The following is a 23,691-nucleotide window of genomic DNA, read 5'->3' on the forward strand; positions in this document are numbered from 1 at the left end:
AACAATCTCGAAAGATCAAAAATCCTAGCGAAATACGACTCTCGTTACCTTAACAATAACAGTCTAGTTTGTATTTCGAACAACATACTATGGGTAAGCCAATGAAATATCAAGATAAAAATAGATATCTATTTATCAAGCAATAAAAAACCGAGTACAAATATTACTATCAATAGTTAATACTTATACTCGGTTTTAGTTTTAGTTTTAGTAAAAGCTAACTTAAGTTAGCTTTTTTATCGTGTACTTTTATTTAAGCTTTACTACTTGGCCAGTTAACGCAACACCGGCAACAAACGTTCCTGCACCACATTGAAAAGTGTCATTGCTTGACGTTAAGTTATGCTTATAGTTTGATTTAATATTCACCACTGCATTACCGCCTGCTTGTACTGCTCTCTCTTTTAAAGCAATCATCGCTGAAAGGAATACCCACTGACAAGCTTCTTCATCAGATTTATTAAATGCATTGGTTTTTTTATTGGTTTTATATTCACCAAGATCTTGCTCAACTTCACCGTACGCTTGCTCACCAAAGTAAAAAGAAATATTAATACCTAATTTTGATTTGGCTGCACCTTGGTTTAAGGCATCGGCAACAGAATATGCATTAATATCATCTCGTGCAAAGGCTTGAGACGAAAGTAACGTAAGAGAGGTTAATGCTAAAACTGCTATTTTTTTCATATTCATGATCATAATTTCCATTCTATTATATTGGTGTTACAACACCCGCACAGAAGCTTTGTTTAATCATTTAAAGCAAAAAATTTCATACGTCGGTATAAAAGCGGGCAAGTCCGTCAATAATAACGGAAAATGATAAACGATAACAATATTTTATTAAAATAATCCAGCCGTGAGTGTGAATAACACGGCTAAGGATTACGACGTAACCCAGTGCCATGCTTGTGCTAACTCACTTGTTTCAAAATGCTTTTCATTAACGCCTACTAACTTGCCAAAAGGGCTGTCTACTGCGATTAGCCAAGCCAGAGTTTTACTGTTAGAAACAATAGCAAGGTTATGCATATGCTTTATATTTTTTAATGCCCACTTAAAATCATCGTAAGCAGCTTCTAAAGTAAAACTGATGTTGTCATCAATTACAATTAACATATTGATTTCACCATGATCCGCTATCAATTTATCAAATATCGCAATCCATTTATTTTCTTCCGCAGCATCAACCTTACCCGAAACAAAGACACCAATGTTAGCTCCTTCACTTTGCTCTAATATTGTAATCATTTTCATTCCTTTATTTTAGTTGAGGTTTTTTATCATATGTACGGTTTCAGCGGTGAAGCCTTGCTGCTGATAAAAGCTATAAGCTTTATTATTTTTAGCAAACACCTCTAGATGTAATAAACGATAACCTAACTCTTTTGCCCAGACTTCCACCGATTCAATCAATAATTTCCCTAAGCCTTGACCTTGGGCTTTTGGTAATACCGCAAGTAAAGGAATAGTGCCACACACCTCACCTGAGATACTGTCAGTGTGTGAACGCGCATGAATAAAACCATAAGGTTTAGCGTTTATTTCAGCAATAAGTGTTATTTGGGGAACTGCACTTTTTAATAACATTGCGGTAATATAGTCATCCTGCATTTTTTGAATAACCTCATCGGTATGCCAAGCTAATTGAGCGACTTCAGCAAGGCGTGGTGATAATTCAAAAATAAATGCACGATCGATATCCGTAGCTTTTCTAATATTAATTTGTGTTTTCATACGATATTAAAGGCTCTCTACTCTAACCTATTGGTTTAATTTACATTATGCTTTTCGTTATTTAAGAGTGACACTACTATGGTTGTTACACAAAAGACAGCCGCCTTAATCACTTTTTACGATATTACTTTGGCATACATAATGGCTTTGCATGTACTTTATGGACAGTTTCGCCAACGATTCGAGAACCTCAAGGTTTATATTTGATAACTTGTTAATGTATAAACACGACATACCTACTTTACATTTACCAAGCTTGGCGAGTAACGGTTCAAACGCATTAAATCCGGGCATGATATAAACAACTAAGTGTTGTTTTCGAGGTGAAAAGCCAATCACTGGCGCGTTTCCTTGATGACCACTTTCGTTCTGATAATGGTACTGCCCAAAGCCAATAATAGTGCCATCGAGATAAGGTTGATATCCAGACACTTTCGTTAACATTGCCTGTAGTACTATAGTGTCATTTTTTCTTGTCTCATGATCAATATTTGAGATAAATTCTTCTAATGCATTCATTTGATTAGCTCTTATTTAATCTATTAATTTAACCTATCAACTTAATATAGTACTAACCTCGTACACTGCTAGTCTAATGCCAGTCACTTATACCACCCCTATAAACAAAAAAGCACCCGTTTAGAGGGTAAACTAAACGGGTGCTTTTGTAATTATAGGCGTTTACGCTATTGCATTACTTTCCTAATATACGTGTTTTTGCATTAGCTGCCATGTAAGCAAAAACGGCGTAGGTTGCAACATTTTGACGTAACTTTTCAGGATCAATTTTATCTAAAGTATCATCTGCCGTATGATGGTAATTAAAGTAATCGGTACCATCTTGAGCTAAGCGAAACGCTGGAATATTAAACGGACGAAATGGGATTAAATCTGGACCACCGCGAGCGGTATTTTTACCAATATGCTCAACATTTAACGATGCCATCGCTTTAGCAATATCACGCACCACTGGTAATGCGCTAGCATCGACATTTGACTCTATTGCCCATATTTTATCCGCACCAAAATCAGATTCTGCCGCTGCAACAATATGCTTTAAATTTTTCTCATTTGCTTTAACGTAAGCTTTAGCGCCCCATAAACCAAACTCTTCTGCAGCAAAAAGTACCACTCGAATACTACGCTTAGTTTTCCCTTTTGAATGTGCTAACTTAGCCGCAGCCATAGTAATAGCAACACCAGCACCATCATCTAATGCGCCTGTGCCTAAATCCCACGAGTCTAAGTGACCACCAATCAGTACATGCTCTTGTGAAAATTCACTCCCCGTAAATTCACCAATAACATTATAAGAAGTACCCTCGCCCATTGATTGCGCTTGCACATTAATATTAATGGTTACTGGCTCACCTAATGCAACTAAACGATGTAATTGATCAGCATCGGCATTTGAAATTGCTGAAGAGACTATTTTAGTTACGCCTTCTTTATAATGGCTACCACCAGTGTGGGCAAAACGATGATGCGCAGTACTAACCGAGCGCATTACATAACCTACGGCACCTTTTTGAGCCGCGACTACGGCGCCACGACTACGTGCTTGTACTGCTGGACCATAACCATTACCGTCACGATCACGATTCATTTGGTAATTAATAAAAACTATTTTACCTTTCGCTGCATTTTCAGGGGCACTCTCTAACTCATCTAAGGTTTGAAACTCTATCACCTCTGCTTGTATGCCCTCTTTTGGCGTGCTGATACTATTGCCTAGTGCAGTAATATGTAGTTTTTGTGGTGACGGGCTTATAACTGCTGCCGATTCTGAGTAACGAATCCATTTAGGAAAAGTTGCCGGCTCAGTCCATACCTTATCAAACCCCATAGCATTAAATTTAGCAACAGCCCATGCAACGCCAGCTTTATCGCCTGGTGTACCAGGCATTCTAGGACCAACTTCGGTGGTTAATGACTCCACTAAGTCCCATGCTAAATCACTCGTGAGTGCTTGTTGTTTTATTTGTTCAACATCCGTTAACTGCTGTGTAGAAAAGTTATCTGACTTTGCTTGTGCACTGTTAAGAGTTAAAACGGACAAAAAAGTGCTAAGAAGCACCATAATAAATCGATTATTCATAGCGTAAACCTACTCATATTTTAAGTTAATAACGGCTTAAAGAAAGCTGTTGTAAGTTAATTATTTTTATTATTTTGTTAAATTACCAATACGATTAACGCTGTTTACCGTATTTATTTTTCATACCCACAACCTTACGTGCAATAGCCAATAATTCAGGTGAAATATCTTCTGCGCCATCTTTAATTAACTTACTTACATCGCCTGATGAAAAAAGAGAACCACGCTCTGACTTAACCCCTAACGAGCGAACGAAGTCTTTCGTTTTTCCGGTACTGGCAGTATCAATATATTTCAAAAGCACTTGCTCATTAAAGCTTTGAGGCTCTTGTTTTAACGTGGTTATTTCATTGGTTAATGCTTGAATTTCAGCTTCTAAGTTTTCAATTAACTCAGCAAGGTTAGTATATTGTTTCATGGCGTAATTTAACTCTTTGGGGTTATCAAGCTACCGAAGGTAGCTATTGTATAATTGTTAAGCATAAAGCAGCCATTAGTACAGCAACTTACTTGAGTGTAATTGTATCGTGAATGGCTATGAGTAAATAGCTAACTAAGCAGTAAAGTCTGGTTTTATCTCGCTAATTAAGCAGCAAAAACGCAAAGAAATGTAAACACTGACAGAGCCCATAAACGATAAATAAAAGTTATGATTTTCTTGAATTTACCGTTGTCTTTCAGCAAATATAACCTTCGTTCTGCTTACTTATTCTTGAGCTGAGTTTTTTAGTTATTGCTGAGCTTTATTCATACGCCGGTTCACAGGATAACGCTCAAAGTCTTCCCAGTAATGAATACCGCCTAGCATTTCTTTAACCTCATAACCTAAAGCCGCTATTTTAAATGCCGCTTTGGTGGCACCATTACAACCGGGTCCCCAGCAATAAACCACAAACTGGGTATTTGTTGCGTATCTCGCCAATGCTTCGGCATTAATTTGCCCGTGAGGCAAATTCACAGCACCAATCGCATGGCTTTTTTCAAAGGCTTCAACCGAGCGCACATCGAGTAAAATATACGAATTATTACCCGCTTGAATATCAGTATAAACATCTGAGCAATCTGTCTCACAAGCTAATTTACCAGCAAAATAGCGTAATGCTTGTTCAGGTGGTGTCGCAATAGTGTTAAATGCACCGTTTTTAGTTATTGGCGCTGGCTCTACACTTAAGCTATTTTTTACCTTATTTTTTGTCATAACAGTTTTATCCTTTTTAATTAACTTATCTAACGAGCTTAATTTAGCGCTTATAAGTTAATTAAGGTAACTGCTATGGTCAGTTAAGCATATTCGTTTTTTTTGAAAGAGAAGTTCAGTAAATATGAATAGCAAAAATAAATAACGCCATTTATAGTTGCGCTACCTGTGAACAAAGTTTTAAATTTTATGCGACTATAATGTTTGAGTCAGCGGGTTTTAACTGACGAGCTTTAATAAACGAATTCAGCCAATAGGAGGTTTTATTGGAATTTTATCACTTACGCTCTTTTGTCTCGGTTGCTAATACTGGTAATTTAACGCAAGCAGCAAAGCGTTTATACACTACACCGCCAGCGATCAGCGCACACATTAAATATTTAGAAGAAGAGCTAAATACTCCGTTATTTATACGCTCAAACAAAGGCATGGCGTTAACCGAAAAAGGCAAAATATTACTTGAAAAAGCCCAAGTAACCTTAGATAGCGCGATAGACATTGTAAATGTTGCTGCGCAGCAACAACATGAAGTCATCGGCAACTTTAGCTTAGCGATTAATGTTAATAGTGAACAAGTTCAACTGACTGATTTAATTACGCTGTTACAGCAAGACTGCCCCGCGATAAACTTAACAGTAAATGCTCAATCGACAGGAAAAACACTTGTTGATATAAAAACGGGATTAATTGATGGGGGTTATATTTATGGTGACATTCCTGAGGATTGTTTAGGTGTGACAGTACTCACACAAGTAATAACTACCATTGCGCCAATACACTTTCGTAATAATATCAGTGCGTACGAGCTTAGTCAGCAACCTTGGATTATGATGAGTGATTATTGCCCATTTGATCATTTCTTAACTGAAAAGTTAGGTACGACTATTAAATCAGTGTTAAGTACCGCTGATGATAATAGTCGTTTAGCTTTAGTTACATCAGGGCTAGGATTAAGCTTTTTAGAAAAAGAAAGCGCATTAACCGCCAAGAAAAATCAACAAATCCACATTATTTCAGCGCTAGATTTCACTACACCACTAAGCTTTGTTATTGCAAAAAATAGAGTTGATGAGCCTATTATTAAAGCGGTATTTACAAGCGTTAAACAGCTTGAACAAGTGTCAAGCTAAGTGCGGCTAAGCACTAATACTTTCCAATAAGCTATTCAACTTATTAACGGTATTTAAGTTGCGTCCTGTCGCTGTAACACCTAAACAAAGTTCAATATTTGCCACTAATTTAGAGCGGCCAATGCCATCAGGGGCATGTAAATAAAAAACATTATCATGAAGTTGGTATTGCTCAGAAGCGGCGTTATATTGTGCTAGCTTTTCTTGGTTAAGCTGCGCTTGCGTATTGCAAAAATACAAATGACAAAACTTACCCTCAACATCGCCATAAGGATTTTGCATACTAAATTGATTAAATTGTGCTTTAGTAAACACCATCACGGGTGCGGTAAAACCAAAGTGCTCGGCAACTAATGCCGTTATCTGCTCACTCACTTCACTCGCTGTTAGCTCGCTTAACGCGATAACATTACCACTTTGAATATAAGTTTTTACTTGCTTAAAGCCATGCTGCGTTAATAACTCAGCCAAGTTTTTCATTGGTAGAATATTTTTACCTGAAACGTTTATTCCTCGAAATAAGATCACATAACTGTGCATAGTAACGTCCTATTGTTTCAACAATTAAGGGAAAAGTAAGCCCTTGTTTAAGCTAGCAGCACTAAGTCAAGCTTAGCTAAATCCAGCTTAACCAAGTCCAGCTTAACCAAGTCCAGCGTAACCCAATCTGGCTCAGCCAAGTTTAGCTCTGCTAATACTTAGTTAATGGCCAATAATTCAACATCAAAAATCAATACTGAACCCGGCTGAATTTTACCTGCCGAATTATTACCATAGCCTAAACTGGCAGGAATAAAAAAGCGTGTTTTCTCACCAACCACCATAAGCTGCAAGCCTTCTGTCCAACCTTTAATAACGCGGTTTAAACCAAAGCTAATCGGTTCACCGCGCTCAACTGAACTATCAAAAACACTACCATCAATTAAGGTACCATGGTAATGCACTTTTACTTGTGACAATGCTGTTGGCTGCTCGGTGCCAGTGCCAGGTGTTAACACTTGATATTGCAAACCTGAAGCAGTTTCAATAACGCCAGCAACGGCTTTATTAGCCGCTAAAAATTCATTGCCTTGAGCAATATTAATTTTTGCTGCTTCCTTATTGACATAACTACGATAAAAGAAAAAAGCCACAATGGCTAACACAATAAAAAGTAAAAGGTATCTGCTCATAATATTTCTCTTTTGGTTAATACCATTACGTGAAAATAATAGTCTAACGTAAATCATTAACATAAATAATGACAATAAAAAAACGCTAAGTTATTGACTTATCGTCAATGTCTTAGCGTTTAGGTATCACTAATGCTTAGCTTAGTATTAGTATTAGTGATCGTGACCACATGAGCCATTATGTACATGACCATGTTGTATTTCTTCTTCAGTGGCAGCACGTACGTCGAGTACTTCAATATCAAATGTTAGTACTTTACCCGCTAATGGTGGGTTAATATCAACCGTCACCATAAATTTACCGGTTTTTACAACCGTTACTTGACGTTGACCTTGCTCTGTTTGCACAATAGCAATCATACCTGGTTGCCACTTGGCATTTTTACTTGGTAAACCGTGTAAGTGTTTCGCTGATACACGCTCAACTAATGTTTCGTTACGCTCGCCATACGCTTCTTCAGGCTGTAGTGTTACCGTAAATTTATCACCCGCAGCTTTATCTGTTAGTGCTTTTTCTAAACCTGGCAAAGTGTTATTAGCACCATGTAAATAAGCTAATGGCTCGTGGCCATGAGAACTTTCAATTTCGTTACCGGCTTCATCTTTAAGGATGTAATGGAACTGTGCAACGGTTTTATCTGCTATATTCATTATTTTTCTCTTACGTTAATATTATTGTAATTTTAGTTACTGCTGTGCGCGCCAGTTTAACATTATTTTTTCTAATAAATAACGCTTGTTACGCCCATAACAGTAAAATAACCACACTGGCAATAATCAAAACCATGCCTAGATATTCAGCTATAGTGACCTTTTCTTTAAAAATACGATAGGTTAATGCTAAGGTGATGAAAAACTCTACTTGCCCAAGCGCTTTTACATAGGCTGCAGTTTGATAACTAGTGGCGGTAAACCAACCAATAGAGCCAAGTACACTGGTAATACCAACAAACAAACATAAACGCCAATGCTTTACCATTAGCGGTAGTTGTTTTTTATCTTGAATAACCACGTAAATGAGAGAAATAAGCGACTGAACGGTGATCATAAAAGTTAAAGTAATTGCTGCGCTGACCATAAGGTCGGTATTTAGTGCTAAACTCGACTCTCGAATAAGTAACGTAGTAATAGCTAAGCCTAAACCTGCCGCTAAACCGTACGACAATCCGCTTAGGCTATGCTCACCACTAAATACAGCTTGCTTAGTGAATTTTACCTTAGAAACCAGTAACACCCCAATCACACCAACAATAACACTTAGCCAACCTAAGCCAGATAAAGGCGCAGAAAATAATAACGCCCCCACAACAGCAACTTGTATTGCTTCTGTTTTCGCTAAGCTAGTAGCAACGGCGAAGTTTCGATATTGAAAAGCCGCCACTAAACATGCCGTACCAATAATTTGTGTAACACTGGCAATTAAAGCGTAAGACAAAAAATTATGATTAAGTGTTGGTGCTGCTACCTCTCGATAATCAAGCATCCACCATAAATAGCCCCAAGCAAAGGGTAAGGCATAAACATAGCGTACTGCCGTAGTTGCCATAGCATTTATCTTACCTGATAGTTGCTTTTGCCCTGCTGTTCTGACCGCTTGCATAAAAGCAGCAAGTAAGGTGAAATAAATCCAAATTTCCAAAAAATATCCTTAGCGATGACTATTGAGTGATATTACAGTATTTAACTTTCATTAGGTTCATGGACAAATTCAAAGCGTTTATCTAAACAACTTACACCTAAGCCACTTATTTTTTTGACTTTTATTTGTACCGCAATACGCTCTTTTAAGGCATCAACATGACTGATCACCCCGATCATTTTACCGCTAGCATTTAAGTTATCTAACGCATCAAGTGCAACCTCTAAAGTGTCGTTGTCTAAGGTCCCAAAGCCTTCATCTAAAAATAATGAGTCGATGCTGGTTTTGCTGCTCACTAAATCTGAGAGAGCTAGCGCTAACGCTAAACTCATTAAAAAGCTCTCTCCGCCTGATAAAGTTTTAATATCGCGCGCACTGTCACCCTGCCAAGTGTCGAGTACTTCAAGGGCTAGGCTATCGTTTTTCTGACACTGCAATTGATAACGTCCATATAAACGCGCTAAACGTTCATTAGCTAACTGCACTAAGTAAATTAAGGTAAGTCCTTGGGCAAAACGCCTAAATTTAGCGCCATCGGCAGAGCCAATAAGTGAGTTAAGGTGAGATAAATCATCAAGGTCGATTTGTGCTTGCTTAATTTTTTCTAATAGTTGTGCTTGCGCTGCTTGATTACGTTGGTTGTGATCAAGCTGTTGTGTTAATTGCCCTATTTGCTGCTGACTGGTTTTTAACTGATGAGTTAACTGAGTAATTTGCTCGGTTAATACTTTAATTTGATGTTCAATGGTTTCAACATTAACAGAGTTAATGTTGATGAAATTGACACTCGCCAACTCCTCATCATGATAGTCAAGTTTATTGGCTTGGTGAGATGTTTGTTCATTAGCTATTTTAGTTTTTTGTTGCTCAATAACATCAGCCCGCTGTTGCGCCTGATTGTGCAGTGTTATTGTTTGCTTTTTCACATCACTTAATTCATTAGCTAACACAGTTAATTGTTGTCTTTTATCTGGCGGTAGTAATGCCGCTAAAAAGGCATTTTCATCACTAAATTGGCTCCCTTTCAGCACCTCGCCCCAGTGTAATTGACTGCGCTTGTAAGCTTGCTCTGCTTCAATAAGCTGCGCTTGCAAACTCGTTAATTGTCCGTTGGTGCTTTGTTGCTGAGCATAATGTGCATTGTATTGCGATTGTAATTGCTCTAGCTGTTGTTGCGCATTGCGCTGTTGTTGCACTAGCTCAGCTTTAACCGCTTTGCTATCAAAGTGTGTGCTTAGTTGTGCCGTTAATTGCTCATTGAAGAAAAGATCATGCTCTGCGAGTAACTTATCACACAAGGTTTGACGCTGTGCGGTATTGCTGGCAAGTTGCTTAGTTAACACGTCAACTTGCTTACTTATTTCATCAATTTGTAACTGTTGTTGGCTTTGCTGGCTTATTAATACGCTACGCTGCTGAGTAATATCTGTTAACTGTGTTTTAGTTTGCTCGTAGCTCGCTTTAGCTTGTTGATACTCCTGCACTTGCTCAGCTATTTGGCTCAACCATAACGAATCTACACAAACAGTTAACGGTGTTAAGGTGATTTCCGCTGGCGTTGACGCAACGCCAGCTTGATTAATACCTTGATACAACGATGCATTTAAACTATTAAAGTCATTAGCTTGCTTTGTTTTTTCTTGTTCAAGTTGAGTAATATTTTGTTGCTGGTTATTAAGCTGCTCGGCAACTAAGGCAAGTTTACTATTTTGTTGATTCTGAGTTCGCTCAAGCGTAATGAGTTGCTCATTATTCGCTTGTTGTTGTTGTTCAATAACGCTTAATTGTTGCTGTAAGTCTTTCAGGTTTTGTAACGCGCTAGTACACTGGGTTAGTTGCTCACTAACAACATTTTCTGGAGCTTGTTGAGTAAGCGCACTTTGCAGTTGCTGATTATTGCTAAAGTCAATTTGCAACCAGCGCTGTTGAATGTCAGACAATTCAGTCTGTATTTCGGTTAATTGCTGTGTGGCAACATTGCGTTGAGCATCAAGCGCTGACTTTTGATGATTAAAGCCATCCCCTTCTTTTTTCAATTGCTCTAACTCACTTACCAGTATGGCTAAACGAGCTTCGTATTCATTTGCACTAAGTGTTTGATAACTTTCTATTGCGGGGTGCTGCGTTGAGCCACACAATGGACAAGCCTCATCTGCTTGTAACTTATCGCGATATGCCTCAAGTGCCATTATCGCTTGATGCTGTTGTATTAGGGTTTCAACGTCTTTCTTTTGTTGGTTTTTTGCACTGTAACCTTGTCGTAAAGTGGTTAACTTTGTTTCTATGGCCAATAAAGCCTGCTCGTTATCACTAACACTTTGCTTAAGACTGCTTTGGTTAGTGAGTAACTGGCTAAAGCGCTGCGCTAACGGCAAGGCTTGATTGAAATTAAGCTGTTGATTTTGTAAGTGGTTAATTTTATCACTTACGTGATGACGAATATTAACATGCTTAGAGGTGTTATTATCCCCTGTACTAATACCAGAATTAATACCTGAGTTAATACCAGAATTAATACCAGCACTTTCATCAAAACCATAATCGGCTAGGAGTTGCTGCTGTTGCTGAGTAAAAATATTGTTATTGTCATTAAGCTGTTGAAACTGCAACGAGTGCGTCTTTTTATGCTGCTCAATCTGCGCTTGCTCTGTTGTTAACTGTTGTTGCTTTTGTTGTTGCTCAATAATTTTTTGCGCCGTTAACGCCATCGTACTTTGCAGTTGTGATAACTGCTGACTTTGGCTTTGCCATAGCGATAATTTATCACTCGCCATGTCAAGGGCTTGGTGCTTAGTTAGGTAATCTGTTTGCGCTGCTATTTCAGCGCGTGTTTGCTCTTCAATTTTTACTTGCTGATTAACCTTGTCGCTCAAATTTTTGTGTATTTTTATTAAATCATCAAGCTTTTGCTTAGCTTGAACTAAGTCATTGTTTTGGTGGCTAATAGTACTATCTAATGGCGCAATATCATCATTAAGTACAGTTTCAATGCTAGTGCGCTGTATCGCTTGTTTTTCTTGGCTAGCTTGCTCAGCGGTTAGTGCGCTATGGCTGGTGTTTACTGCGCCTTCAATAACGTGTAACTGCTGTGTTAACTCTTTTACTTTATTAACAATATTGCTGTGCTGCGCGGTACAACGATTATTCTCTTCAAAATGCGTTCGTAATTGCTCTGCAGGCTCTGAAAGTTTAAGTAAGTCCAGCTCAGGTTTAGCCTGCAATTCACGCTGCTCAATGTCAGCTAACTGCTGCTGATATTGCGCTAACTGCAGCTGATTTTCGTGAAAGTCTTGGCACCAATGTATAAGCGTTTGACTATTTTGGTGCTGCAAGGTTAATTGTGCTTCTTCTTGTGTTACTTGGGTTAATTGCTTTTCAAGCGCGCTAACTTCATCGTTTGATAATAACGAAGTACCTTTACTTTGCGCTTGTAATAACTCTAACGCTTTACTTTCACTTCGATGATTTTCAAAAACCTGTTTTGATATTTGTCCATAAATTTCAGTACCGGTAAGCTGTTCTAATAATTGAGAGCGCTCACGTGCATCAGCATTTAAAAATGCCGCAAATTCACCTTGCGACAACATCATTGACTTGGTGAATCGTGAAAAATCTAACCCGGTAAGTTCGCTAATATGGCTACGTACTGTTTTTAATTTTTCAGCTAAAATAGTGCCGTCTAACTTTGCCAGCTCAGCCACCGGCTCAAGCAAATTGCCGTCAATTTTATTGCGAGCACGTTTTTGACTCCAAAAAGCACGATAACCTTGCCCTTTTACTTCGAACTCAACTTCAGCCATACAGTGGCTCGTAAAGCGTGTCATTAATTGATTTTGCGTTTTAGACACCATTAAGCGTGGTGTTTGATGGTAAAGCGCTAAGCAAATGGCATCAAGTATGGTGGTTTTTCCTGCTCCCGTTGGGCCAGTAATTGCAAATAAGCCATTACTGTCAAACGGCTCTTGCGTGAAATCTAACTTCCAGCTGCCTTTCAATGAGTTAATATTTTCAAAGCGTAAACTTAATATTTTCATTCACTTGGCTCACTTTTGCTGCTACTAGTTTGCACTGTGTTTTTTTCAGTGTGCTCTTGGCTTTCACCTTTTTTAACTTGCGCTAGCTCTTCACTAACCGCGGCATCAAGCAACTCACTTTGTTTAGTGTTACTTTGCGCTGTTACTTGCAAGGCAACTTGTTTAAATAATACTGATAAGCGTGACTTTCTCGCTAAGGCTTCATCACTTTGCCAGTCAAGTTCAGTTAAGCGAGAGCTAAAAACTTCATCGACGCTTAGCTCATTTAAAGTCACGTTTTCTGTAGCTATGCCTTGTTCTTGCTGCTGGCGTGTTTTTTTAGCACGACGTACAAGTAGCACTTCAACAGGTAGGTCAGCGACTATCTCATTAACGCGAAACGCTAAGTCACTTAAATGATCGCTCTGTGCTATTTCAATATCTAACCACACAGTATTATTCGACTGTTTTTCATCGTCAGCTTGTATATCGCTCTGGTGGTTATTAACGCTATCAATACTGAGCGCTTTAAGTGATTTTTCAATGATTTCGGGTAAAAGTTCAAGTGTGGATTTGATCATCAGCAGCGGCTGAAAACAAGGAATTGTAAGATCGGTCACGCTATTTAAATAATTGTCAGAAAAATCAACAAGCAGTACGCGTTTGTCTTGCTTCGCTTCATCAAAGCTTAGTGCGATTGGTGAGCCGCAATAACGAATGTGTTCAGTTTTTCCAACCTTTTGTGCACGATGAATATGGCCAAGGGCAATATAATCAGCAGGAGGAAAAGCACTACTTGGAAAAGCCTCTAGGGTACCAATATAAATATCTCGCACGGCATCATTTTGGCTGTCTGACATAGACACTCCTAACGCCGTTAAATGACCTGTAGCAATAATAGGAACCCGACTTCCTTGCGCTTTTTCTATGTTATCAACTAATTGCAATGCATATTGATAGAGCTTTTGATAATGCTCCGTAATGGCTTGTTGCAAACTTTGCTGCTTTTGTGTTGCCGACTGCCCAACTTTACTGGTAATAACATCGCGCGGACGAACAAATGGAATAGCGCAAATAACCGCTAACGCCTGTCCATTAGCATGGTTTATCGCAAAAACCTGCTCGGTACTTTCAAGTTTAGAGGGGCTTTCTGTTTGATTTACTTCGTTATTAGTTTCTTCACTTAACTTTTGCGCTAATTCTTCAATAGATACTTCATGATGAACATGAGTGATCACATGCGTTGATAGCCCTGAAAGTAATGTTTTGGATTCACCTAACATAGCAACCGAATCATGATTACCAGCCAAGATAGTCAATTGACAATCAAGCGCTTGCATCTGACCAATAAAGTTGAAGTACATTTTTCTGGCATAACTTGGTGGTGTGCTGGTATCAAAAATATCACCTGCGACAATAATGGCATCAACTTGGTGTTGCTTCACTTGTGTAATTAACCAATGTAAAAACAACTGATGCTCTTTCGCGCGACTTTTGCCATAAAAATACTGACCTAAATGCCAGTCTGAAGTGTGAATAATTCGCATAAAAGACAAGATATTAAATAAAAATGCTGAGGCGCTCAGTTTACCTGAATAGGTAAATTAAATCATAAGAATTGACACTTAGATAAGTAGTGCGAAAAAAAGTAGAACTAAATAGTAATAATTATTTTTTCAATAACAATATCCACACAACTACAAATGTTATATTATAACAAATAAATCAGTATGTATTTATGCTAAAAAGTCATAGCAATAATTAACACAACCAAACAAATGTTTAAAAAATCATTTAAAACAATATTTAAGTAACACCTAAAAAAACAAAAAATTAACACCTAGATACAGCAAGGGAAAATATGCTCAAGTATAAAGCAACAACTTTAGCTATAACATCACACTTACTAGTTAACTCATTCGCTTATGCCGAAAACCAGGTAATTATCGATTTAAAAGATATTGAAAGAGTTACAGTTACAGGGAAGCGTTCGCCACTTTTTGATATAAGAGACGTCAATGCTGCCGCTTTAGGAATAAAAGATCCATTAACGCTCCCTATTTCTATCCAATCATTTTCAGAGCAATTAATTAGTGATCAACGATTGCGTACTTTAAGTGAAGTACTCGCCAATGATGCTTCTGTGCAAAATACCGCCATTGGCTCTGTGTTTGATTTTGTCAGCTTACGTGGTTATCAACTCGATTGGACTAATGGTTTACGCCGCGATGGTTTAGCTTTAGCACCTTACCAAGATGTTGCTTTAGAGAATATAGCCCGCGTTGATGTATTAAAAGGTCCATCGGGTTTAATTTCAGGCTTTAATAACCCTGGCGGTACTATTAATTATGTAACGAAAAGGCCAACATTAGAAAAGTTTGTTGATGTTAGCGCTGAGCTACGTAGCAGAGATGGAAAATACCTTCATATTGATCTAGGTGGCCAATTTACAAATAATGCGACATTAGGTTACCGTTTCAATGCTGCATTGGAAGATACTGGTGATTTTACTGGCGGTGACGATCTTGAGCGACAATTTTTAAGTGCGGCTATTGATTGGCAAGCTAACGATGATTTAATCGTAAGGCTTGATATTGATTATCAGGACAAATCTATTGTTTCACAACCACTCATTGGTTTAGCGCAAGATCCCGATAATATAAATAAACAAGTTTTACCACCTTATATTGATACCAGTGAGGTTTTACTGGGGCAACCATGGGCACAATATCAAACAGAAACGTTAAATATTGGCACACGTGTTGATTATTGGCTCAACAGTAACTGGCAGTGGGTTAATCAGGTATCACTTTCATCTAATGATCGCTTTACAATTTTCCCTGATATTTATGCCGTTAACCTCGACGGTGACGTATTAAGCTCAGGCATTCATGTCACACCTGATGAGTCTTATAAAACGCTATCTGGACACAGCCTCTTAAATGGTGATTTTACATTACTTAATATGCAACACGAATTAGTGGTTGGCGGTAGTTTTCGAGACTACCAGTCGGATGATGGTCGTTGGTTTGAACTGAATAACCCTATTGGAAATATTTTCACGCCAACATATACAGATAAACCTGACTTTCCGCCATTAGGTGATACCACGCACACTGAAACGGTAGAAAGCTCATTATTTATTACAGATATTATTCATTTAACTGAAAGCATATTTAGTACTTTAGGCTTACGTTATTTGCATTACCAAAAAGATATTTATGCGCCAAACTCACCTGTAATAAGCGAAAATCATAAGTATTATACGCCAACGTTAGGCTTGAATTATAATTTTACCAATAACGGCACTTGGTATGCGAGTTTCTCTAAAGGTGTCGGAGAAGGTGGCGTTGCTGTTATAGGTAGTGGTGCACACAATGAAGGTGACTCATTGGGCCCACAAAAAAGCGAACAAATTGAAACCGGTATTAAGTACCGTTTAGCTAATGCAACATTCACCGCTGCTCTATTTGAAATTGAAAAAATGCTTGAATATCACAACAAGCAAAGTAATTACTTTGTTCAAGACGGTATTCAAAGGCATCGCGGTTTAGAGTTAAATATCAATGGTGAGCTTAGTGAAAATATATCTCTGGTGACTTCAGCAACATTATTAGATGCAGAGCTGGTAAATCTGACAGGAGAAACCGACATTAATGGTAACCGTCCGCCAAATGTTCCTAAGAAACAAGCCAATATTTACCTAGATTACGCAGTACCATTTGTTGAAAAACTTAATGTGAATGCTGGTATTTATTATGTTGGCGAACGTGAACAAAATGTACAAAACACATTATCACTTCCATCATATACTCGCTTAGATGCCGGAATAAAATATGAATTATCGCAATATAAAACCACATTACGCTTCAAAGTTGAAAATATTACCGACAAGGAATATTGGTTATCAGCGGGTGCTAAAGGGGTTGATTGGGGAGTAACCCCTGGCAGAGGCAGAACATTAATAGGCTCAATTAGTCTGTCTTTTTAAGTTTTTGAGTAATTTAACCAACATTAATAGCAGTAAGATAATGCCCTAAGTTATTCTCAATGCTATCCGTGTTGCTTATGGCCAATAACGTATTATTGGCCATAACGCCGTTTCCTCTAATTAATAACCACCGATATTTTCCCTCTGAAGCAATGTTCGAACAAAATTACCTAGCTAATATTTTTTTGTCAAAATAATCTTTAAAGATCAATAACTCCTATTGTGCATCCCTTGCTAAGGGATAAAAAATACCTATCGATTCATAACTAATAGCTAAAAACGTCTACACTTAATTGTACTCCCTGTTTGTTAACTATCCGTTAAGGGCTAACAATGAAAATATCAACACGCATAATTCTTGCCTGTTTGTTTATGGCAACCATAGGAATTTTAGCGTCTGGTGGTATGGTGGCATGGAGAAGCTTAAATCTATCAGAGCAAACGATTAATCAACGCTCGGAAAATCAGCTAATTTCGATTAGAGAAATTAAACGCGCGCAAATAACCGACTACTTTAATACCATTAATAATCAATTAATAACCTTTGCTGATGGCAAGCTAGTAACTACTGCCATTGAGCGTTTTTCACAGGCATTCTCGCTTTATGAAACAGAGCTTAGTAATGAAGATCATAAAGCGTTAGAACATTACTATGAAAAAGATTTTTCGAACAACTTCTTAAAACTCAATGCCGACGAACAAGCCCAAGCAACAACAAGATTTAATAAACTATCGCCCTTTGCCAAAGCATTGCAATCGAGTTACATCAGTAATAACAAAAATCCGATCGGTAAAAAGAATAAACTTAATCAAGGGGTGGGTGATGCTCAATATCACAGTATTCACAACAACTTTCACCGTCATTTTAACTTTTTCTTAGAGTCTTTTGGTTACTACGATATTTTTTTAGTTGATACTCAAGGCAATGTGGTTTATTCCGTTTATAAAGAACTCGATTATGCGACTAATTTACTAACCGGCCCTTATGTTGATTCGGGCTTAGCTAGAGCATTTAACAAAGCGAAAAACTTAACAAAAGGTCAAAGCATTTTAGAGGATTTCTCGCCCTATTACCCATCATATAATAATGCGGCTTCATTTATTGCTACGCCCATTGTTAGTAATAACAACACTACTGGCGTACTTATTTTTCAAATGCCCGTCGATAAAATAAATTCATTAATGACTTATGATAATAAATGGAAAGATATTGGTTTAGGTGATTCTGGCGAAACCTACCTTGTTGGTAGCGATAAATTAATGCGTAGTCAGAGTCGCTTTCTTATTGAAGATAAAAGTAACTATTTATCCTTTCTCGCTAACACCCTTGATACTAAAACTATTGCCTTAATTGACGCTAACTCCTCTGCTATTGGCTTGCAGAAAATAAACTCTACGGGGGTAGCTAAAGCACTAACCGGTGAGTCTGGCTTTGGTATATTTAAAGACTATCGTGGTGAAAACGTATTATCAGCATATGCACCCTTGGACGTACTTGGTCTACGCTGGGCTATTTTAAGTGAATTAGACGAAAAAGAATCGACCTTAGATATTAAACACACAGAGCAAGAGCTTTTACTCACTGTGCTATGGATATTTCTGATCTTGCTTATTGTTGCTAGCCTTATTGGTTGGTTAATTAGTCAAAGTGTTGCCCGCCCTATTATTGATGTCATCACTCAAATAGAAAAAACCACCACTAACAAGGACTTGACCTTAACGCTTAATGAAAAAGGTAGCAGTGAACTTGCAATGTTAGCGCACAGCTTAAATGTTTTTTTTAAAGAATTACAATCAGTAATGCGAAACTTCAACGAGAGTGCCGATAAGCTCTCTGTGCATAGTGAAGCGATTGTTAGTGAAATGGAGCATGCTAAAAGTAGTACCGCCAGTCAGTCACAAAACGCTGAATCTGTTGCAGCTGCGATTAATGAAATGAGCGCCTCTGTACAGGGGGTTGCCGAGCAAGCCAAAGATGCGGCGCACTCGGTACAAGAAGCCAACGATAAATGTCTTGAAACATCTGGGGTAGCGAGTAGTTTAGGTAATGATATGACTTTGCTTAACGAGCATATGATACAAGTGAGCACCTCAATAAACACCTTAGAGCAAGAAAGCATTTCTATAGGCTCTGTACTTGATGTAATTCAAGGGATTGCTGAACAAACCAATTTATTAGCGCTTAATGCTGCAATAGAAGCAGCTAGAGCTGGTGAACAAGGTCGAGGGTTTGCGGTAGTTGCTGATGAAGTAAGAACCCTTGCCAGTAGAACTCAAGCTTCAACCGAAGAGATCAGAAGAAAAATTGAGGCACTACAAAATGGTACGCAAAATACAGTGAAATTAGCCTCAGAGGCAGCCAAAATGACAACGAAAGGAATAAACTCTTGTGCACTTAATGGTGAAATGTTAACCGAAGTCGTCACTATGATTCATTCCTTAAACGATATGAACTTACTTATTGCTACCGCAGCAGAGCAACAGTCAACAGTTACTGAGGAGATTAATGTTAATGGTGTCGATATTGCTACCTCAGCTGTTGATATATTACAAAAAACCGAAAATACTCAACATTTATCACAGGAGTTACTCAACCAAGCGAATACCTTAAAGCAACAGTTGTCTATTTTTAAGTATTAAATAACCTGAGCGCAAGTTAAAGGGGTTACTCTTCAGTTTAAAAAATACTTAACCAAAAAACTCTCTGTTAGCTGTAAATTATTTATTAGGGCATAATGAAAATAAACTTCATTGTGCATTAATAAATAACAGAGCAATATTCGTTATGACGCCTGCAGTATTATTACTTAAAAAATGTAAAATTCCCTTTGAGTTACTTCAATATCACCATGATATAAATAGCACTTCTTATGGGCTTGAGGCAGTAGAAAAACTATCGTTACCTGCTGAGCAAGTATTTAAAACCTTAGTGATTAACACCGACACTCAACAATTGGTTGTGGCTATTGTGCCCGTTAATACACAGCTTAACCTAAAAGCAGTGGCTAAAAGCTTGAATGTTAAAAAAGCGAGTCTAGCCGATGCAAAACGTGTAGAAGCTACAACAGGCTATATTTTAGGTGGCGTGAGCCCTTTAGGGCAAAAGAAACCGCTAAAAACGCTCATTGATAACAGTGCCGAAAAGCTAAATATTATGTATGTTAGCGGCGGTAAACGTGGTTTAGAAATAGCACTCGCTCCTCATGTTCTCAAAACAATTACTCAAGCAAAGTTTGCCGCGATTGCCTGTGTGTAAATAGGCTAAAGCCCACCGGTAACATCAATAAAACTGCCTGTGGTAAACGACGAGGACGCCGATGCTAGCCATAAGATAGCTTCGGCAACTTCTATGGCTTGCCCACCCTTTTGCATAGGAATGATGTTTTTTAAGCGTTCAACCCGTGCTGGTTCGCCGCCATCTGCATGCATATCCGTATAAATTAACCCAGGCCTAACACCATTAACCCGTATTCCTTCCTTTGCAACTTCTAAGGCTAAGCCTCGAGTTAAAGTATCTATCGCTCCTTTAGATGCAGCATAATCGATATATTCATTGGGCGATCCTGAACGTGCCGCACCAGATGATACATTAACAATAGTGCCACCACTGCCGCCGTATGTTGTCGACATTACTTTTACCGCTTCACGCGCGCATAAAAAATAACTGGTAACATTATTTTGTAATACCTCATTAATACGTGCGGCGTTCATGTCAACAAGACGCATTTGTGGCTTTAAAATACCTGCATTGTTGACTAGTACTTTAACCTTACCTAATTTCGCCGCTGTGGTAGCGAATAAACGTTCTACATCTAACTCTTGCGAAACATCCGCTTGTACAGCAATACATTTACCACCGCCTTGCGTTATTTCAGTTACCAATTTCTTTGCTGGCTCAGCTTGAGATTTATAGTTAATACAGACCGCATAACCATGCTTGGCAAATAAACGAGCCGTTTGTGCTCCAATACCTCGACTGCCACCTGTGATCACAACAACGCCCAACCCTTTACTCTCTGTATTTATATCCATCGTTGTAAACGCTCCTTACAATATTTACTATCCACTGTTTATCATTACCATGATACACTTGAGTTATTGTTTTATGTTAGGTTTTTACCTTTTATTCGGGCTGTTTATTATTTTCCATGCGTTATATTTCAAGAGACACTCAAGCCACAATCGATCTAAATGCGTTAGTTGAGAATTACCAATATGTCGCCAGCATAGCTCCACAGAGCAACACTATTGCTGTCGTAAAAGCCGATGCTTATGGTCACGATGCTAATTTAGTAGCACACGCGTTAAGCCCACATGTTGAGCTATTTGCCGTTGGCTTTATTGATGAAGCTTTAGCGCTACGCCAAAGTGGTATAAAAAATAATATTTTAATTCTTGAAGGTCCCTTTAAAGTAAGTGATTTTACTATTGCTCACGAGCATAACTTTTTATTAATGCTTCACAGTGATTATCAAATTGATTGGCTACTATCACAGCAACCACAGCTTACTCAAAATATTTGGTTAAAAGTAGACACCGGTATGAATCGCTTAGGGTTTGCTATTGACGATATTGATAACATTATCAGCAAACTAGACACAACCACCCAACAAAACTTGGTATTGTGTTCACATTTTTCTACTTCTGAGCAAATAACCAGTCGCAAGCCTGTTGAACAATTAGCACGACTAAAGCCTTTAGTAGAAAAATATTCATGTCAATTTAGCATGGCAAATTCTGCCGGAATTTTTAATTTTCCCGCGAGTCATGGCGACTATACCCGCTTGGGTTTAGCGCTTTATGGAATAAGTCCAACAGACAATAATTTATTAACTGAACAGCTAAATCCAGTAATGACCTTACAAGCGAAGATCATCGCTATTCATCAAGTTGAAATAGGTGAAACCGTTGGTTATGGCGATACTTGGTCAGCAACACGCACTAGCAAAATTGCTACAGTAGCTATTGGTTATGCTGATGGCTATCCGCGAAATGCCAAATCAGGTACTCCTGTGTTTATTAACGGGCGAGTTGTGCCAATTGTTGGCCGGGTATCAATGGATATGATTACTGTCGATGTCACCGATTTAACTGTCGTAACAGTTGGCGACTCAGTTGAGTTATGGGGTAAGCATATTAGCATTGATAGCGTCGCTAAAAGTAGTGACACTATCAATTATGAGTTATTAACTCGTGTTTCTAAACGTGTGCCCAAAGTTGCCGCTAGTTAACCTACAAGTAAGATTACTCAGACCTTATTCAATACCAATGTACTTGTGTACTTGAATTGATAAACGCCAATTATTGGCAATACAAGTGCTTATCGCTAACTCGGTTGCTCTTTTCTTCTGACTAATCGGCTGTAAATAGGTTGCGGTATCGACAATATTATGTGCTTTGAGTAATGCTTTTAAGTCATCCACATGCTGCTCTGTCGCTACAGGGTGTTTTATTTCATTAGCACGTGACATGGCACTTGTTAAAATCTCATAACCACCACGCATGTTTACTTTAGGTGAAACGGTTACCCAACAACGGGCCGTTGTTTTCACTTCAAAAGTGCCTGATGTTTCAATTTGAGCACTGTAACCTTGATCTTCAAAAAGCTCACATAGCGGTGTTAAATCATACATACAGGGCTCACCGCCGGTAATAACAATATGTTTAGCTTGATAGCCTTTATTCTGTACTAAGGTCAGAATATCTTGTGGGGTAAAACTTGCCCATAATGGTGTTTCATGAGTTTTAGCCAGCATTTTTTCAGGACTTACTTCATCACTAAGTTCAACATCCCAAGTATGCTTAGTATCACACCAAGAGCAACCCACAGGGCAGCCTTGTAAGCGAATAAAGATAGACGGCTGTCCAGTATATGAGCCCTCTCCCTGAATGGTTTCAAATAGTTCATTGATTTTATATTTAACGATATCTGCAGTTGTATTCACTTTTATACTTTAGCCTGTGGTTTATTTCGCGTAAAATGCGTAGCGTTTATTATTATACCTCAAGAGAGCTTAGAAATGGCTGAAAAAGTTGTTGTTATTTATTCTGGCGGCATGGACTCTTTTACTGTGCTAAATCGTGCATTAAAAGATGGCAAAGAAGTTTATGCGTTATCGTTTGATTATGGGCAACGTCATGTTAAAGAGTTAGAGTGCGCAAGCCATGTGTGTAAAGATCTTAAGATTAATCATAAAGTAATTGATATTTCGGCCATTAATCAACTGCTTGCGGGTTCTTCATTAACGGACGATATTGATATTCCAGAAGGACATTACGAAGCTGAGAATATGAAGTCAACCGTAGTACCAAATCGCAATATGGTTTTATTGTCATTAGCCGTTGCTTATGCGGTATCGGTAGGTGCTGGACAAGTTTACTATGGGGCACATTCTGGCGATCACGCGATTTACCCTGATTGTCGCCCTGAATTTGTGCAAAAAATGAATGATGTGTGCATGATCGCAAACTATGAAAGCGTTGAAATATTCAGCCCTTATTTAGACGTTAGCAAAACCGCCATTTTAACAGATGGTATCGCTATGGGATTAGACTATAGCAATACATGGACCTGTTATAACGGTCGCGATAAAGCTTGCGGTAAGTGTGGTGCTTGCCAAGAACGCCTTGAAGCCTTTGAAGAGAACAATGTAACAGACCCACTAGTTTATGAGTGTTGAACTGCGCGCATTAAAAGCACTAGCCTGTAAGTA

At 38.3% G+C, this 23,691-nt stretch carries 21 protein-coding genes; 6 read left to right on the forward strand and 15 right to left on the reverse strand.

Annotated features, from left to right (window positions below):
* Positions 1 to 249: 249 nt before the first annotated feature.
* The 7 genes from KO495_RS08475 to KO495_RS08505 all read right to left on the reverse strand — a co-directional run bounded on the left by KO495_RS08475 (position 250) and on the right by KO495_RS08505 (position 5,033).
* Positions 250 to 687, reverse strand: coding sequence for a hypothetical protein (locus KO495_RS08475; protein ID WP_215979979.1), 438 nt, complete (start codon positions 685 to 687; stop codon positions 250 to 252).
* 198 nt (positions 688 to 885) lie between these two features.
* Complete coding sequence (locus KO495_RS08480; protein WP_215979980.1) at positions 886 to 1,251, reverse strand: STAS/SEC14 domain-containing protein; 366 nt, start codon at positions 1,249 to 1,251, stop codon at positions 886 to 888.
* A 15-nt stretch (positions 1,252 to 1,266) separates the two neighbouring features.
* Positions 1,267 to 1,737 (reverse strand): GNAT family N-acetyltransferase, encoded by a 471-nt coding sequence (locus tag KO495_RS08485; protein ID WP_215979981.1) that lies wholly within the window; start codon positions 1,735 to 1,737, stop codon positions 1,267 to 1,269.
* A 105-nt stretch (positions 1,738 to 1,842) separates the two neighbouring features.
* A complete protein-coding gene (locus KO495_RS08490) occupies positions 1,843 to 2,256 on the reverse strand; it encodes a DUF1801 domain-containing protein (RefSeq protein WP_215979982.1) in 414 nt (137 codons plus the stop codon).
* 175 nt (positions 2,257 to 2,431) lie between these two features.
* On the reverse strand, positions 2,432 to 3,817 hold the full coding sequence (locus KO495_RS08495; RefSeq protein WP_215980003.1) for a M20/M25/M40 family metallo-hydrolase: 1,386 nt from the start codon (positions 3,815 to 3,817) through the stop codon (positions 2,432 to 2,434).
* A gap of 112 nt (positions 3,818 to 3,929) precedes the next feature.
* Entirely contained in the window at positions 3,930 to 4,253 is a 324-nt protein-coding gene (locus tag KO495_RS08500; protein WP_215979983.1) for a hypothetical protein, read from the reverse strand.
* Between the two features lie 312 nt (positions 4,254 to 4,565).
* Positions 4,566 to 5,033, reverse strand: coding sequence for a rhodanese-like domain-containing protein (locus tag KO495_RS08505; RefSeq protein ID WP_215979984.1), 468 nt, complete (start codon positions 5,031 to 5,033; stop codon positions 4,566 to 4,568).
* A 266-nt stretch (positions 5,034 to 5,299) separates the two neighbouring features.
* On the opposite strand from KO495_RS08505, the gene KO495_RS08510 reads away from it, so the two are divergent.
* Positions 5,300 to 6,163 carry a LysR family transcriptional regulator gene (locus KO495_RS08510; protein ID WP_215979985.1) on the forward strand — a complete coding sequence of 288 codons (864 nt, stop codon included), beginning with the start codon at positions 5,300 to 5,302 and terminating at the stop codon, positions 6,161 to 6,163.
* A gap of 6 nt (positions 6,164 to 6,169) precedes the next feature.
* Here KO495_RS08510 and KO495_RS08515 read toward each other — a convergent pair whose 3' ends face one another.
* The 6 genes from KO495_RS08515 to KO495_RS08540 form a co-directional block, all read right to left on the reverse strand.
* Complete coding sequence (locus tag KO495_RS08515) at positions 6,170 to 6,703, reverse strand: DUF1697 domain-containing protein (RefSeq protein WP_215979986.1); 534 nt, start codon at positions 6,701 to 6,703, stop codon at positions 6,170 to 6,172.
* 158 nt (positions 6,704 to 6,861) lie between these two features.
* Positions 6,862 to 7,335 (reverse strand): FKBP-type peptidyl-prolyl cis-trans isomerase, encoded by a 474-nt coding sequence (locus tag KO495_RS08520; RefSeq protein WP_215979987.1) that lies wholly within the window; start codon positions 7,333 to 7,335, stop codon positions 6,862 to 6,864.
* A 153-nt stretch (positions 7,336 to 7,488) separates the two neighbouring features.
* Positions 7,489 to 7,986, reverse strand: coding sequence for a peptidylprolyl isomerase (locus tag KO495_RS08525; protein WP_215979988.1), 498 nt, complete (start codon positions 7,984 to 7,986; stop codon positions 7,489 to 7,491).
* A gap of 88 nt (positions 7,987 to 8,074) precedes the next feature.
* Positions 8,075 to 8,974, reverse strand: a complete 900-nt coding sequence (locus tag KO495_RS08530) for a DMT family transporter (RefSeq protein WP_215979989.1) — start codon at positions 8,972 to 8,974, stop codon at positions 8,075 to 8,077.
* Between the two features lie 41 nt (positions 8,975 to 9,015).
* Positions 9,016 to 13,008 (reverse strand): AAA family ATPase, encoded by a 3,993-nt coding sequence (locus KO495_RS08535; RefSeq protein WP_215979990.1) that lies wholly within the window; start codon positions 13,006 to 13,008, stop codon positions 9,016 to 9,018.
* A complete protein-coding gene (locus KO495_RS08540) occupies positions 13,005 to 14,534 on the reverse strand; it encodes an exonuclease SbcCD subunit D C-terminal domain-containing protein (protein ID WP_215979991.1) in 1,530 nt (509 codons plus the stop codon). The genes KO495_RS08535 and KO495_RS08540 overlap by 4 nt, the downstream gene beginning before the upstream one ends.
* 314 nt (positions 14,535 to 14,848) lie before the next feature.
* Here KO495_RS08540 and KO495_RS08545 point away from each other — a divergent pair, with 314 nt between their 5' ends.
* From KO495_RS08545 to ybaK, 3 genes are all read left to right on the forward strand, one after another.
* The gene (locus KO495_RS08545) at positions 14,849 to 16,978 is read left to right on the forward strand and encodes a TonB-dependent siderophore receptor (RefSeq protein WP_215979992.1); all 2,130 of its coding nucleotides are present in this window, start codon (positions 14,849 to 14,851) and stop codon (positions 16,976 to 16,978) included.
* A gap of 333 nt (positions 16,979 to 17,311) precedes the next feature.
* On the forward strand, positions 17,312 to 19,618 hold the full coding sequence (locus tag KO495_RS08550; protein WP_215979993.1) for a methyl-accepting chemotaxis protein: 2,307 nt from the start codon (positions 17,312 to 17,314) through the stop codon (positions 19,616 to 19,618).
* A gap of 145 nt (positions 19,619 to 19,763) precedes the next feature.
* Positions 19,764 to 20,234: a Cys-tRNA(Pro) deacylase gene (ybaK, locus tag KO495_RS08555; protein WP_215979994.1), complete on the forward strand. Its 471-nt coding sequence runs from the start codon at positions 19,764 to 19,766 to the stop codon at positions 20,232 to 20,234.
* 5 nt (positions 20,235 to 20,239) lie between these two features.
* Here the strand turns inward: ybaK and KO495_RS08560 are convergent, their stop codons facing one another.
* Positions 20,240 to 21,010 (reverse strand): SDR family oxidoreductase, encoded by a 771-nt coding sequence (locus tag KO495_RS08560; protein ID WP_215979995.1) that lies wholly within the window; start codon positions 21,008 to 21,010, stop codon positions 20,240 to 20,242.
* 116 nt (positions 21,011 to 21,126) lie between these two features.
* Here KO495_RS08560 and alr point away from each other — a divergent pair, with 116 nt between their 5' ends.
* Positions 21,127 to 22,209, forward strand: a complete 1,083-nt coding sequence (gene alr / locus KO495_RS08565; RefSeq protein WP_215979996.1) for an alanine racemase — start codon at positions 21,127 to 21,129, stop codon at positions 22,207 to 22,209.
* A gap of 24 nt (positions 22,210 to 22,233) precedes the next feature.
* Here the strand turns inward: alr and queE are convergent, their stop codons facing one another.
* On the reverse strand, positions 22,234 to 22,923 hold the full coding sequence (queE, locus tag KO495_RS08570; protein ID WP_354668376.1) for a 7-carboxy-7-deazaguanine synthase QueE: 690 nt from the start codon (positions 22,921 to 22,923) through the stop codon (positions 22,234 to 22,236).
* A gap of 75 nt (positions 22,924 to 22,998) precedes the next feature.
* Between queE and queC the strand changes: the two genes are divergently transcribed.
* Entirely contained in the window at positions 22,999 to 23,658 is a 660-nt protein-coding gene (queC, locus tag KO495_RS08575) for a 7-cyano-7-deazaguanine synthase QueC (RefSeq protein WP_215979997.1), read from the forward strand.
* Positions 23,659 to 23,691: the final 33 nt, after the last annotated feature.

The sequence above is a fragment of the Colwellia sp. D2M02 genome (genome assembly GCF_018860755.1).
In the GTDB taxonomy this organism is placed as follows: Bacteria; Pseudomonadota; Gammaproteobacteria; order Enterobacterales; family Alteromonadaceae; genus Colwellia; species Colwellia asteriadis.